The following is a 13,516-nucleotide window of genomic DNA, read 5'->3' as shown; positions in this document are numbered from 1 at the left end:
ATCGTTTGATTTAATTTTCATGAAAATCTGTGAAAATAGCTCATTTTTCTAATATTTACGTAAATAAACTGTATTAATTCGATGCTCATCTGTCTTCTCTAAAATGAGATCAGCACGATTTCGCGTCGGTAAAATAAACGCATTCAAATTCTTTAAATTCACGGTTTTCCAAACATTACGAGCCAGCTTAAAGGCCTCATCATGATTACCAATTGCGTAATCATAATAGTAATTTCCCGGTTTCTGAAAAGAAGTGTTCAACAGAACCCCAAATCGTTCTAAATACCATTTTTCAATTAAGTCAGCATTGGCATCCACATAAATAGCGTAGTCAAAGAAATCACTGACATACAATTGTTGATTACTTGGCAACTGTAACACATTAATCCCTTCAACGATTAAAATATCCGGTTGATCAATTGTTTGTACTTCTCCTGGCACAATATCATAACTATCATGTGAATAGACAGGTGCTTCCGTTTTCAAGCCACTTTTCACATCATTTAAAAATAGAATTAATTTCTCCATGTCATAACTTTCTGGGAATCCTTTTCGATCCAAAATATCTTGACGCATTAACTCTGCATTCGGGTATAAAAAACCATCTGTCGTAATTGATTGCACTTTTTTCGTTGGATATAACGCTGTGAGTAACAACTGTAACAAACGTGCTGTTGTACTTTTACCAACCGCCACACTACCTGTAATACCAATCACAAAAGGCCATTTTTGCTCTTTAATGCCCAAAAAATCAGCTTTTTTTGACTGTAAATCTTGTTTACCAGTCAATGTCATATTCAATAAATGAACCAACGGCATATAAATTTCCTGCACATCTTGAACTGATATTTTATCATTGACGGATTGAATTTGATTTAATTCTTGTTGTGACAAAGAAACTCGCTCCGCTTTATAGAAGTTTCGCCACTCATCCCTCGGAATTTTATAATAATTCATCTGTTTATCCATTTTAATAATCCTCTAATAAAAATTACCTAGCCATTAATACAGTAGGTAATTTCTTCCACAACTTATTTTAAAACATATAAAGCTTTTGATACATGATCAAATAATGGTGATAGTTCAGTTTCAGCATAAACTGTTAATCGATGCATTGCTCTTGAGCAAATCGTATAAACTAACTGACGTTCATCTTCTTCATGGTAATTAATCTTTGAAGCGCCCCACATGACAACTGCATCGAATTCTAACCCTTTAGCTAAGAAAGCAGGCACAATAATTGTTCCATCAGCTAAACGTTGATTCTCCGTCTTAATCAAAGTAACAGCTACCCCATCAGCTTGTAACTGTTCATACAATGCTGTACATTCAGCCAATGATTTGGCAATAATGGCCGTGGTTAAGTGGTCATCCGCATTTTGTGTTAACTGTTCTTCTAAATCTTGAACTAATTTAGCCGAATTGTTATCCACAGTCATTGTGGGTAAGTCTCCTTGTCGGTTAAATGAAGTAACTGATTCACCATCTATCAACACTTCTTTTGTGAAATCTGTGATTTGTTGCGTTGACCGGTAAGATTTCGTTAATTGTACAACTTTTGTCTTATCAGCTGGGAATAAATGACCTAATTCTGACAACAAACTCTTACTATTTTCTTTTGTAAAAATAGCTTGGTTTAAATCACCTAGTAAGGTGAACTTCGCTCTTGGGAAGCCTTCCTTCAAGAAAGCCAATTGGAATGCTGTATAATCTTGAATTTCATCGATAAAGACATAGCGCACATCTGTTTCACCATGTTTACCCGTCATCCGATCAAACAAGTAAAGGTAAGGCGTCACATCATGCATTGAAATTTGACGTGTTTTCAAACGTGCCACAACATCTGCGACGTCTGCTTGCCATTCTTCTAAAGTCACACCATACTCACTTAAATTAATGTACTTAGGCACATTGTGCAAAAAGTTCACATATTGTGAATTAATATTCAAGAAACGATTACGTACAATTGCTTTATGCACACTTGTGAATTGACGCATCACTAACGTCCGCGTCAAGAAACGCATTTCTTTATCACCACTTGCAAATTCTCGATCTTGATCCCCATATAAATCATTCAATTGCTCTTTAGACATATCTTGAATGGCTTTTTCGACCCATTCTAATTTAGCTTCAGCCGCAATACGGCGATTCAATAATTTAACCAACGATTCACGCGTTGCTTCTAATCTTGTACGTAAATGATAATTTTCGTTATATTTATAGTAGATATCTTTTATTTTATCTTTTGAAATGAAGACTTCATTATTAAATTTAATATCTCTGAACTTCATGTCTGCCTGTTCCAAATGTTCTGAGTAAGCTGTTGACGCATTGAAAAAGGCCAAACTATTTTTCAAAACTTGAATATGCTTTTTAACTAACGTGTTGTCTTCTTCAAATCGTTCTTGCAAGGTTTCCACTTGCATATTAGGTAAGCGTCTTGAGGCATATTGGAAATAAGTCATTTGAACCATGTTTTGTTCACCAAGTTCTGGCAACACTTGGTCAATATAATCATTAAACAACTGATTAGGTGAGAACAAGACAACTTGACTAGCCGTTAAGTTTCCACGGTATCTGTACAATAAATAAGCAACACGTTGTAAGACAGCTGACGTTTTACCTGAACCTGCTGCCCCTTGGACGAACAATAACTCTGCTTTAACATCCCGAATAATTTGATTCTGTTCTTTTTGGATAGTTGTCACAATACTCTTCATTTTGGTATCAGCAGAATCATTTAAGACATCCAATAACATTTGATCACCGACAGCTTCGTCAGTATCAAAAATAGTCTCAATCTGACCATCTTCAATTACGAACTGGCGTTTTAATGAAACATCTACCGTCTGATCACCATCAGGGGTTTGATACGTCACATCCCCTAATCCACCATCATAGTAAACACTTGAGATAGGCGCACGCCAGTCATAGACCATAAAATGTTCAGGACGATCAGCGAAAGAACCCAATCCAATATAGAGGGTTTCTTTTTTATTAGTTCCTTCTTGAATATTCAATCGTGCAAAATAAGGTTTCTTTTCTAATTTTTTTAATATATCCAAACGAGATGTTGCATTCTTCCAACTCGTTTCACGTTCAGCCAATAATTGTTGTTGTTGACGAACAGACATTGCAGTATCAATCATTCCGGTATAAGTTGTTGTATTGATATGCACATCACTCGTAAATTCACCGTTGATTGATCGTGCTTCATTTTCAGCGTACTTAATTTCATTCTGGCGCTTCACTTCAGCGTCTTTAATTTTAACAATCACGTCATCAAGATGTGCTTGTTCTTCTATTTTAATTTTATCAGCCACTTCTTAATACCTCACTTTACATGATTTTCTTAGGCTTAATAGTTTATCACTTTTACATAATCAACTCAAATACGGCCTAGTTGGTTTTTATTTTGGCAAAAATTGATTTACTGTAATACCCACAGACAATCCGATTAATGTTGCAACAGCGATTTTGCCCATCATAATGCCAGCAATTAGACCCATTAATGTTGTCATCCCTGCAATTAAAGCGCGTCTAGTCATGTTGACCTCCAAAAATTTAATATATCCAGTATACCAGTATCGAAACCCGTTTGACACTGACGCACCTTAATAGTGCTGCAAATCTTAATAAAAGCTAAATATCGACGAAATTAATAGTTTTTTCTCTGTTTTCGGTTTAAGATAATGGTAAGAATTCAATGATTGGAGGTCCAAATAATGTTTGAACAAGCTTGGTTTATCTCTACCCATTTTGAAAATTACTTAGGACCTCTCTTTCAGTTTTTAGGTAATTGGAGTTACTTAACGCTTTTCGTTCTCATTTTTGCCGAGACAGGCCTTGTTATTTTCCCCTTCTTACCTGGTGAGTCATTACTTTTTTTCACCAGTTCAATCGCTGCCTACTCGACACAAACTTTAGATATTCGCGTATTAGTGCCCGTCTTCTTTGTGGCAGCACTTTTTGGCGATACTGTTAATTTTGAAATTGGTCGACATTTAAATAAATTACCTTTCTTCAAAAAAAGGGTTGCCTCTGCCAAAATTGGTGCCGCAAATACTTTTTTCGCCAAACATGGCGCAAAAACAGTCATGTTTGGCCGTTTCGTCCCATTGATTAGGACCTTTGTTCCCCTTATTTCTGGTAGTGTGCGCATGGACTATCGCCGCTTTAGTCTTTATAACTTAATCGGCGTTACACTTTGGGTCGCCTTCGGGTCTAGTGTAGGTTATTATTTTGGTTCTTTACCTTTTGTTAAAGACCATTTTTCATTAATCTTCCTGTCAATTGCCGGAATTGCGCTGATTCCATCAATTTTGATTGGTTTACTACATTTATTCAAACGATTTGCTGCCAAAACGGCGCATTCTTAAATCTAAGAAGAATGTGTTCTATACTTTTGAGTGTTGATGAGAAATCATTGGCACTATTTTTTCGCAAAAAAAAAAACATAAAGTTCTCACATGGTAAAATTAAAGCGTCTAAACCACAATTTTAGGAGTGTGAACGGTCTTCTAAACAGTTATCTCTTAAAAAAGATGCGCTAGTATTAAAACGTTATTGGAAAAAATTTAACAAGTATTCCGATAAACTCGATTATAAAAATTACCAACATTTTTCTTTATTTAAAGGACTTTTTACTGAACAAGACTTAATGGATCGATTATTAGCTTATTCACCTGAGCTTTCTGATGCCTATCATATTTATCAAGCTATTATTCGTATCATTAAATACAAAAAGACAGAAGAATTTCTTTCCTTTCTTGAGGAACTAGAAGAAAAAGGAACGCCGAATAATCTTTTTAAAACTTCAGTTCAATCAATAATCAAGCACAAAGAACATATACTAAATGCCATTTCCCATTCATATTTCAATGCAACATTAGAAGGCATAAACAATAAAATAAAGGTTATTAAACGTGTAGCCTTCGTTTACAGAACTTTCAGTTCATTCAGAAACAGAATCTTCATAACGGCATAAAAAAAAACAAAGAATCGTAAGATTCTTCAGCTTTAATTTTATCATTTTTTGCTTCATCAACACTATTTGACATAGAGACCTAAGAATTAGCTGTTTTGGTATTCATAAATTTTTAGATTAATCATTTTCTTTAGCGTATAATAAAACTTATCACACAACTTTCAGGAGGTTCACAATGTCATTTACAGTCTATCTCGTTCGTCATGGACAAACGCTCTTCAACAAGTACAATCGGATGCAAGGTTGGTCTGATTCACCACTTACAGAAAAAGGCATTAACGATGGTCACACTACTGGTAAAAAATTAGCTAAGATTCCTTTTGCTAGTGCTTTCAGTAGTGACACAACCCGCGCACATCGTACAGCTAATTACATCTTATCTGAAAATGAAACAGCTTCAGACTTAACGGTTACAACCTCAGAATTCCTTAGGGAACAAGGTTATGGTTATTACGAAGGTGCTGATTCTTCTCAAGCTTGGTTTGTTGTCGGTAAACCACATGGTGCTGCTAATTTTACTGAAATTTTACAACAATTCTCAATTGAAGAAGCTCGTGACTTTTTCAAAGAAGTAGATCCTTTCCACGACGCCGAAGACAATGCTGATTTTTGGGCACGTCGTGATAAAGGCTTTGATTTATTACGTCAAAATGCTAAAGATGGCGACAACGTTTTAGTTGTTAGCCATGGCACAACAATTCGAAGTATCGTTTCGCGTTTCGCACCAGAAATTGATATTTTAATAAGTCCTGAAAACGGTAGTGTCACTAAATTAATCATTGATAATGATTCAGTTAAAGTTGAATACTTTAATCACCACGATGATGATAAAATCTAACTAAAAAAGGAGTAACCCCTATCAAAAATGGGTTACTCCTTTTAATTTAGATTGCTTTACGTTGTTCCTTGTAATCAATAACTTCTTTTTCAGATAAATTACCTAATTCTTGTAATTTGTCTTCAATAATATTTAAAACAGTGTTACGATCAGCTTCGTTTTCAACAAAATCATATTTATCGCCATCAATGACTAAGAATTCTGAGACATCATATTCTTTTTCCCAATCTTCATAGTAACGCAATAATGTTTTGTAGTACTCCACTAAAGAATGATCTGTTTCAATTTGTTCATAATCACGGCCACGTTTTTGAATACGTCTAACCATTGTTTCGTAAGAAACTTTAATCATAATCATCAAATCTGGTGATTTTTTGTGTGCAGCGTAAGGTAATTCTTCAAGCATGTTATCTAACAAATCTTGATAGATGTCATATTCAACATTTGTTGCATTACCCATTTCTGTATTCATCTTCATAAAGATAGCATCTTCATAGATTGAACGATCAAGGACATTGTTATCTTCTTGCATTGCTGCTTTAATCATTCTAAAACGACGATTTAAAAAGAAAGTTTGTAATAAGTAAGCATATGGATTCGTTGCTTCCTTGTCCCCTGCTTCACGTTTTTTTGCAGCGATTTCGTTACCCTTGTAGAATAAAGGCAATACGGGATTATCTGTAACGGGTTCGTAGAAAGCTTCTACCCCAAGTTCTTCAGATAAAATTTTTGTCATACTAGATTTTCCTGAACCAATAATACCAGCCAACGTGATCAAAATAATAAACACTCCTTCTTAATGATGTAGTCAAAAATAATCAAACCTAGACTTGTAATTAACACCTCATTCGGTATTATCTTACTAGTAGCTATAAATAAATAATCTCATATTTTTAATTCTCCGTCTATTTAGTATACATTGGTTTAAATAAAATAAAAGACTTTTATTTTTTCAAATTCGTGATTTGTGCGCAACTTTTTATCAGAAGCTAGACAGCTCTAAGTACCTTTTATTTACAAAATAAATATTTATTTACGAAAGGATTTTTATGTCATTTACCGTTTATATGGTTCGTCATGGTCAAACATTATTTAACTCATTTCAAAGAATGCAGGGCTGGTGTGATTCACCACTTACAGATAAAGGAATCAATGATGCGACTCATGCAGGACAATTACTCCAAGACCACTCTTTTGATGCCATTTATCGAAGTGATACAATACGGACAGAAAAAACACTCGATACTATTTTAAAAGAATCACATATTGCCCAAAATGCACAGTTAACCCCAGTTGAAACGGCCCTTTTTAGAGAAGAATACTATGGTTTTTTTGAAGGTCAAGACACTGAAGAAGTCATGGAAACTGTTGGGGCACCTTATAACTGCCAAACATTTCTTGAAATCCTCGAAAACTATTCAATTGAAGATTCTCGTGATTTTATAAAAAAAGCCGATCCCTTTTCTTTAGCCGAAGATAACCAAGAATTCTGGAACCGGTATGATCAGGCTTTTGATTTTTTACGTGCCAGACAAAATGACAATGACCAAGTACTGTTAGTAGGTCATGGTACCGCAATCAGAAGTATCGTCTCACGTTACGCGCCTGATATTGATATTTTAACGAGTCCTAAAAATGGTAGTGTCACCAAATTAATTATTCATCCCGATACAATTGAAGTGAGCTATTATGGTAACTTAGGTGAACAACCAATTTAGAAATAAAGAAGGCCTAGTATTCAGTTTTTTAGCTAACTGAATACTAGGCCTTCTTTATTTATTTTTTCAAGACAATCCCTTTATACAAACTAACCGTTATCCAATAGTAACCTAGATAAAGAACTGCAAAAATGATAAATGGAATCGCAATATGGTCATAAGGTTCAGGAATCAACATTTTAAACATCTGTAACCCAAACAAGACATGAATGGCGCCAACAATACCTGGCAATAAGAACAAAATCCCAATTTCACGATTAATTGATTTTTTCATCAATTGTCGTCTAGCCCCTATTTGATTCAATAAATCATAACGTTTTTTATCAGTTGCCGCACTTGATAAAATTTTGAACATCAACATGCTTGCTAGCATGGCCAACATCGCAACTCCTAAGAAGAAGCCCATAAATTCCATACCGCCATAAATGACATTAACCATTTGATAAACAACATACGTATTCACTAGATAAGATGACATATCTATCTGGCTCTGAGGAATCCCTTTGCTTAATGCTTTTAAACTATCTTTATTGGCATTAAACGAAGCCAATCTAACTGTATAAATGCGCTGCGTTTTAGCTGAAACTGCAGAAAATGATTTATCTGAAACAACTACCGGCGTTAACATCTCCGATTCTAAAGTTGATCGAACAGCGCCTTCCCAATTGTTATCCTCATTTTTAGCGGTCATTTTAGCTGGATTAATTTTAACCAACTGACTAGAAGTCATACTGGTTTTCTTAGACTCATCGTACATATAAAGTGGTGATTTTTCAAAATCTGATTTTTTAAAGTAACGTGTTTTACCCACTTTTTTTGTCGTATAAACGGCTTCTTTTTTACCAGTCAATTGACCCAGTAAATGCTGTTCCTTTGCTGATGGATCCTGCAGAACAACAGAATAGGGAGAAGTTGCCGCAACTGTTTCATCAACAATACTAGAGAAGCCCATCCCCACTGTTATAGCGCCTAATGCTAGTGCAAATAGCATCGCAACCATCGTTAATACGCGATTCAATTCTCCTAATCGGAAACTCAATTGACCCAGTAAGAATGTGTTTAATTGTTTTTCTGAGAAACCTTTACTCCGTTTCAACAACTGAACTAATCCACTAAATAACGAATTAAAGATTAAAAAGGTCCCAATAAAAATGGCAGCAATTGAACCAAAAAGGCCTGCTACTTGGTATTGTGCCATGTGACTTAATAAATAATAACCACTTCCAATTAGCACTAATCCTAATACACTTTGAAACAAAATAGCGTTAGGTTTCATTATTTTACCTTGTGGTTGTTCTGCTTCATTTAACAGTTTTAAAATAGGTGTGTTTAATAAAGCACGACGGTTGAACACGGCAGCCAGCATAAAGAGAACAACGAAGAAAAGTAACGTTATCAGAATGGCTGGAAAATAAAAGGGTTGAAAAGATTGTGCTGAAATATCCATCTTATTGATTAATAAATGACCAACTCCAGCAGTTAAGCCAATTCCCACTAACGTACCAACAACTGTCGCAATCAAACCTACAATCAGTGTTTCCATAAAAATTAAACGGCCAATTTTACGTTTTTTTGCTCCCAACATCATAAACATGCCATAATCTCTTTGCCGCATACTCATTAAAAAAGTATTGGCATAGATAATATAAAATAGCGTAATAATCGCTAATAAGACTGACCCCATTTGAAAAATGATTGCCGAATACTTAACCATAACATTTTGTTTAATAAACGATTGGTTAGTCGCTAAAGCCTCGAACATATAGAAAATAGCCGAGGCCATGATTAATCCTGATAATAAAATTAAATAGTCTTTAAAACGACTCTTAATTCCCGTTAAAGATAATTTTAATAACATTTAGTCGCTCTCCTTTCTTAATATTATTGTTCCACTTTAGCTAATTCATTTAAAATATCTTGATAAAATTCCGTTCGACTTTTCGTTCCTTGGATTAGTTCTTGCCCAATCTTGCCATCTTTAATAAAGAGAATTCGTTGGCAATAACTGGCACTGACAGCATCATGCGTCACCATCAAGATAGAAACTTGGTCCTTTTTATTTAAGCTCTCCATAGTCGATAATAGTGACTTTGCACTCTTAGAATCCAAAGCACCAGTTGGTTCATCTGCTAATAAAATAGCTGGATTATGAACTAAGGCACGCACTGCCGCAACTCGTTGCTTTTGACCACCAGACAATTCAGTTGGATATTGTCCTAAGACGTCATCGATACCTAATGTCTTGGTTAAATCGTCAATCCGTTCTTCGTATTTTGCAACAGATGCATTCTGTAATGACAATGGTAAGGTAATATTTTCAGCCGCTGTTAAATTATCTAATAAATTAAAACTTTGAAAAATAAAGCCAATTTGTTGGGCTCTAAAATCAGATAATTTATCTCCACGTATCTTCGAAATATCTTGATTATTAATTTCAATATGACCTGAAGTGGGTAAGTCTAGCGTTGACAACAGGTTCAACAATGTTGACTTACCTGAACCCGAAGCCCCCATGATACCAATGAATTCGCCCTGTTCAACAGAGAAGCTAATCCCTTTTAAAGCTTCCGTTTTTTTCTCTTTATTTTTACCATAAACTTTTTTTACATTTTTTGCACTTACAACTATTTCTTTCATTTTATTCAGCCTCCATTAATATTCATCATTAAGTTCCATGTGTACCATTATACATAGTACACACGATAAATCAATTGTTTCGCTTATTAACATTCCTAATTTAATTCTCATTAAACCGATTACATTAACTATTAATTGGATTTACCATGGAAATTGACTACATAGTTCACTATACTTATAAATTGTTAGTTTAATTTACATATTTATTCGGGAGGCACTTATGGAAAACGAGAAAAAAACATTTATATCATGGCCCGTCCTGGCATTAATGTCATTTGTGACAGTCATCGGCTTTGACGATATCGTCTATAACTTTCAAAATCAAGGTATGGGCGTTATTACATCTTGGATTATTTTATTGCTATTATACGTGATTCCCTACTCTTTAATGGTAGGTCAATTAGGTTCTGTCTTTAATTCAGAGGGTGGCGGTTTAAGTTCATGGGTTCGTGGAACTCGTGGCGAAAAATTGGGTTATTTCACGGCTTGGACTTACTGGGCCGCTTCAATTCCTTACGTCGTTGATACAGCTAACACAGTTGTTGTTGGCTTCGGTTGGTTAATCAATGGCAGTAATGCCCTTGAAGACAGTTTATCAACCGCTATGTTTGCCTCGATAACACTGGTTATCTTCATCGGTTTTATCTTTATCCAACGTTTCTTCAAAGGTTCATTAGAATTCTTAGGTTTAATTGGTGGTGGTGCCATGTTCGTCCTCACGATTTTATACGTGTTCATGGCATTTGGCTCATTATTAACGCCATCTGGTCATATTGCTACAACCAACATGAGTTGGCACACCTTAATTCCTAAATTTAATTTACATTACTTCACAACAATTGGACTTTTAATTTATGCGATTAATGGTGCAGAATTGATTGCCCCTTATGTAACAAAAATGAAAAAACCTAAAAAGGATTTTCCTAAGGCCATGATCATGTTAACGGTTATGACCATTTTCTTAACTGTATTCGGGTCATTCGCACTTGGTATTTTCTTCAATGCGCATAACATCCCTAACGATTTCAAAATGAATGGTTCCTACTATGCGTTCCTTCGTTTAGGTGATCAGTTCCACATGGGTAGTTGGTTAATGTATGCCTTCGCTGTTACCCAAATTGTGTACATGTGTGCGCTTCTAGCTGTGCTTCTTGACGCTATGACTCGTATGCTCATTTCCGATACAGGCGCCCGTTATATGCCTAAAAAATTACTTAAAGTTAACAAAGATGGCCTACCTATTAATGGGTACATTTTAACGTGTGCTTTGAGTGCTTTCATTCTCTTCTTGGGTGTCTTCTTACCAGATATGAATACCATTTTTAATTGGTTACTTAACTTAAACGGAATCATCTCACCAGGTGTCACTTGTTGGATTTTCTTCGCCTTCATGCAAATCCGTAAAAATAGTGACAAATATCCATCAGAGTATGTCTTCATTAAGAATGATAAACTCGCTTATGCTGTTGGTTTATGGTGTTTAGTAGTCACTGTTTTGGCAACAATCTTCGGAATTATTCCTCAAGATGTCAAAATGGGTAGCTCATTATTCTACTATCAATTAGCAATCAATATTATTAGTATCGTTGTTCTGATTGGTCTTGGTTTCATTATGCCAATACTTGCTGAATGTGAACGTAAAAGAGACGGCATTAAAGATTAAATTAAAAGCACTATGATTACTTTATTAAAAAGTAACCATAGTGCTTTTTTAATTATCCTATAAAATAAGGCCTACATCTTCATTTGCTAACTTGCAAATCGTCAAAAAGCTAACATTCTGTAATTTTTCAAAATAATTCTTATACATTTCAAACCACTCACGGTATTCCTTGTAAATCTTTATTATTTGGCTTGCTTCACGTTTATCTTTTTTTAACTCCTTAAATAAGGCTTTACGATTCTCATTAAATCCATAAAATTCTGCAAAAGTAGCGATACTTTCAAGAAATAAATCAATAATGACTCCCCAGTTCATTTGATTTTCTGCAATGTTTCTTTCTTCTAACAATAAACGAACATCATATGGTAGTGCGCTTACAACTTTTACTTCTTCACCTAAAATCATTCGATTACCCCCCGATAATTTCATTTACCATAACACACCTTTCCTGTCGCTGACAAGTACTTCGTTTATCAGTCATTTTAACGGTCTAAACGTCTTATACAACGATTAAAAAATTCTAAAATAACGTTAAATTCCGCCTCTATTATAACTTCGCATTAAACTTTAAATTAGATCATTAATTTCAATTTAATAAATAATCATCATCACTATTTATAAGCTTGACATAGCAGTCATTTTTCCGTAAGTTAATCGTAGGGGCAATACAAAGCATGCAGGTATGAGAGTGCTTTAATTAATAGAATTGGGGAGAGATTTTATTCATGAAAAAAACAGTATTGGTTACAATGGGGTTAAGTGCATTACTTGTGCTTGGCGGGTGCAGTTCGAGTCATTCATCAAAAGATAGTTCAAAAAAAGTAAGTGTCGCAAAAGTTGAAAAAAAAGACGTTAAAAAAGATGCTGAAAAAGTATTAGCTTATATCTATGGCGGAAAAGAAGAATCATTCAATACAGTATCTACAGAATCTGCTGATACCGTAAAAGACCATTTGATTAATACATTATCAAAAAAGCAAGAAACGTTCTTTACTGAAAATGGTCATTTAGCTGACTATGCTTTGAAAGTTGACGGGTCAATTTATACAGCTAATGAAATAATTAAAGATTATTCAAAAGCTTACTTAGATCAAACTAATAAATTAACAGATTATAAAGTTAAATCAGTTTCCATAAATGGTAATGACGCTACTGTTAAGGCAACATTCACACCAATTGCATCATTATCAGAAGCAAATCCAATTGGTAGTGCACGATCAGAAATATTTGGTGGTATTGATAATGACACCATTGTGCGCGATTCACAAAATAAAGACGTTAAGGAAATTAATAGACTCATTACGTTAAAACTTTACGGTGTCTATTATGGTCAAATGGATAGTAATCCAGAATTAGCACCAAAGACTAAAGAAATTGAATTCACATTAAAAAAATCTGACAAACACTACGTGGCTAATTTAGACACATTTACGGAATTAGCCAAAGCATCACGAGAAAAAGTCTACTCAGATTCAAAAGGCTCAGATTCTGTCACTAAATCATCATCGAGCAAGCTCTAATTTTTCTAATTGCACGATATAAGTCGCGTTGATGCCCCTTAATTCATGCTCTACAATAACTGTTGTTAGTGATAGAAATTCTATCACTGGCAACAGTTTTTTTATTCCCCATTAAAATCACACACAATTTTAGAACACAAAAAAAGCCCTTTT

General features: G+C 34.6%; 12 protein-coding genes and 1 pseudogene. 6 read left to right on the top strand and 7 right to left on the bottom strand.

Annotated elements, in window-relative coordinates:
- Window positions 1-48: 48 nt before the first annotated feature.
- The 3 genes from coaA to ACVQ8P_RS06060 all read right to left on the bottom strand — a co-directional run bounded on the left by coaA (window position 49) and on the right by ACVQ8P_RS06060 (window position 3,548).
- Window positions 49-969, bottom strand: a complete 921-nt coding sequence (gene coaA, locus ACVQ8P_RS06070) for a type I pantothenate kinase (protein WP_462298243.1) — start codon at window positions 967-969, stop codon at window positions 49-51.
- A 62-nt stretch (window positions 970-1,031) separates the two neighbouring features.
- Complete coding sequence (gene helD / locus ACVQ8P_RS06065; protein ID WP_462298241.1) at window positions 1,032-3,323, bottom strand: RNA polymerase recycling motor HelD; 2,292 nt, start codon at window positions 3,321-3,323, stop codon at window positions 1,032-1,034.
- 87 nt (window positions 3,324-3,410) lie between these two features.
- Entirely contained in the window at window positions 3,411-3,548 is a 138-nt protein-coding gene (locus ACVQ8P_RS06060) for a hypothetical protein (protein WP_462298239.1), read from the bottom strand.
- Between the two features lie 177 nt (window positions 3,549-3,725).
- Between ACVQ8P_RS06060 and ACVQ8P_RS06055 the strand changes: the two genes are divergently transcribed.
- The 3 genes and pseudogenes from ACVQ8P_RS06055 to ACVQ8P_RS06045 all read left to right on the top strand — a co-directional run bounded on the left by ACVQ8P_RS06055 (window position 3,726) and on the right by ACVQ8P_RS06045 (window position 5,825).
- Window positions 3,726-4,379, top strand: coding sequence for a VTT domain-containing protein (locus ACVQ8P_RS06055; RefSeq protein WP_462298237.1), 654 nt, complete (start codon window positions 3,726-3,728; stop codon window positions 4,377-4,379).
- A 170-nt stretch (window positions 4,380-4,549) separates the two neighbouring features.
- Window positions 4,550-4,987 (top strand): annotated as a pseudogene (locus ACVQ8P_RS06050) (transposase); the annotation flags it as partial.
- A gap of 175 nt (window positions 4,988-5,162) precedes the next feature.
- The gene (locus ACVQ8P_RS06045) at window positions 5,163-5,825 is read left to right on the top strand and encodes a histidine phosphatase family protein (protein WP_462298235.1); all 663 of its coding nucleotides are present in this window, start codon (window positions 5,163-5,165) and stop codon (window positions 5,823-5,825) included.
- Between the two features lie 46 nt (window positions 5,826-5,871).
- Here ACVQ8P_RS06045 and ACVQ8P_RS06040 read toward each other — a convergent pair whose 3' ends face one another.
- Complete coding sequence (locus ACVQ8P_RS06040) at window positions 5,872-6,603, bottom strand: deoxynucleoside kinase (protein ID WP_462298233.1); 732 nt, start codon at window positions 6,601-6,603, stop codon at window positions 5,872-5,874.
- A gap of 271 nt (window positions 6,604-6,874) precedes the next feature.
- Between ACVQ8P_RS06040 and ACVQ8P_RS06035 the strand changes: the two genes are divergently transcribed.
- Entirely contained in the window at window positions 6,875-7,543 is a 669-nt protein-coding gene (locus ACVQ8P_RS06035; protein ID WP_462298231.1) for a histidine phosphatase family protein, read from the top strand.
- 58 nt (window positions 7,544-7,601) lie between these two features.
- Here ACVQ8P_RS06035 and ACVQ8P_RS06030 read toward each other — a convergent pair whose 3' ends face one another.
- Window positions 7,602-9,401, bottom strand: a complete 1,800-nt coding sequence (locus ACVQ8P_RS06030; RefSeq protein WP_462298230.1) for an FtsX-like permease family protein — start codon at window positions 9,399-9,401, stop codon at window positions 7,602-7,604.
- Window positions 9,402-9,424: 23 nt separating this feature from the next.
- A complete protein-coding gene (locus tag ACVQ8P_RS06025) occupies window positions 9,425-10,180 on the bottom strand; it encodes an ABC transporter ATP-binding protein (RefSeq protein ID WP_462298229.1) in 756 nt (251 codons plus the stop codon).
- Window positions 10,181-10,400: 220 nt separating this feature from the next.
- On the opposite strand from ACVQ8P_RS06025, the gene ACVQ8P_RS06020 reads away from it, so the two are divergent.
- A complete protein-coding gene (locus tag ACVQ8P_RS06020) occupies window positions 10,401-11,843 on the top strand; it encodes an amino acid permease (protein WP_462298227.1) in 1,443 nt (480 codons plus the stop codon).
- Window positions 11,844-11,900: 57 nt separating this feature from the next.
- Here the strand turns inward: ACVQ8P_RS06020 and ACVQ8P_RS06015 are convergent, their stop codons facing one another.
- Window positions 11,901-12,248 carry a hypothetical protein gene (locus tag ACVQ8P_RS06015; protein ID WP_462298225.1) on the bottom strand — a complete coding sequence of 116 codons (348 nt, stop codon included), beginning with the start codon at window positions 12,246-12,248 and terminating at the stop codon, window positions 11,901-11,903.
- Window positions 12,249-12,568: 320 nt separating this feature from the next.
- On the opposite strand from ACVQ8P_RS06015, the gene ACVQ8P_RS06010 reads away from it, so the two are divergent.
- Window positions 12,569-13,363 (top strand): hypothetical protein, encoded by a 795-nt coding sequence (locus ACVQ8P_RS06010; RefSeq protein WP_462298223.1) that lies wholly within the window; start codon window positions 12,569-12,571, stop codon window positions 13,361-13,363.
- The last annotated feature ends 153 nt before the right edge of the window (window positions 13,364-13,516 follow it).

This window comes from Dellaglioa sp. BT-FLS60 (assembly GCF_054941065.1).
The sequence above is the reverse complement of the archived record's forward strand: the minus strand, read 5'-3'. Positions and strand labels throughout refer to the sequence as shown.

Bases quoted from the DNA above. Each gene is read 5' to 3' on its own strand.
- coaA (WP_462298243.1), bottom strand. From the start codon at position 969: ATGGATAAACAGATGAATTATTATAAAATTCCGAGGGATGAGTGGCGA.
- ACVQ8P_RS06060 (WP_462298239.1), bottom strand. From the start codon at position 3,548: ATGACTAGACGCGCTTTAATTGCAGGGATGACAACATTAATGGGTCTA.
- ACVQ8P_RS06055 (WP_462298237.1), top strand. From the start codon at position 3,726: ATGTTTGAACAAGCTTGGTTTATCTCTACCCATTTTGAAAATTACTTA.
- ACVQ8P_RS06045 (WP_462298235.1), top strand. From the start codon at position 5,163: ATGTCATTTACAGTCTATCTCGTTCGTCATGGACAAACGCTCTTCAAC.
- ACVQ8P_RS06035 (WP_462298231.1), top strand. From the start codon at position 6,875: ATGTCATTTACCGTTTATATGGTTCGTCATGGTCAAACATTATTTAAC.
- ACVQ8P_RS06030 (WP_462298230.1), bottom strand. From the start codon at position 9,401: ATGTTATTAAAATTATCTTTAACGGGAATTAAGAGTCGTTTTAAAGAC.
- ACVQ8P_RS06025 (WP_462298229.1), bottom strand. From the start codon at position 10,180: ATGAAAGAAATAGTTGTAAGTGCAAAAAATGTAAAAAAAGTTTATGGT.
- ACVQ8P_RS06020 (WP_462298227.1), top strand. From the start codon at position 10,401: ATGGAAAACGAGAAAAAAACATTTATATCATGGCCCGTCCTGGCATTA.
- ACVQ8P_RS06015 (WP_462298225.1), bottom strand. From the start codon at position 12,248: ATGATTTTAGGTGAAGAAGTAAAAGTTGTAAGCGCACTACCATATGAT.
- ACVQ8P_RS06010 (WP_462298223.1), top strand. From the start codon at position 12,569: ATGAAAAAAACAGTATTGGTTACAATGGGGTTAAGTGCATTACTTGTG.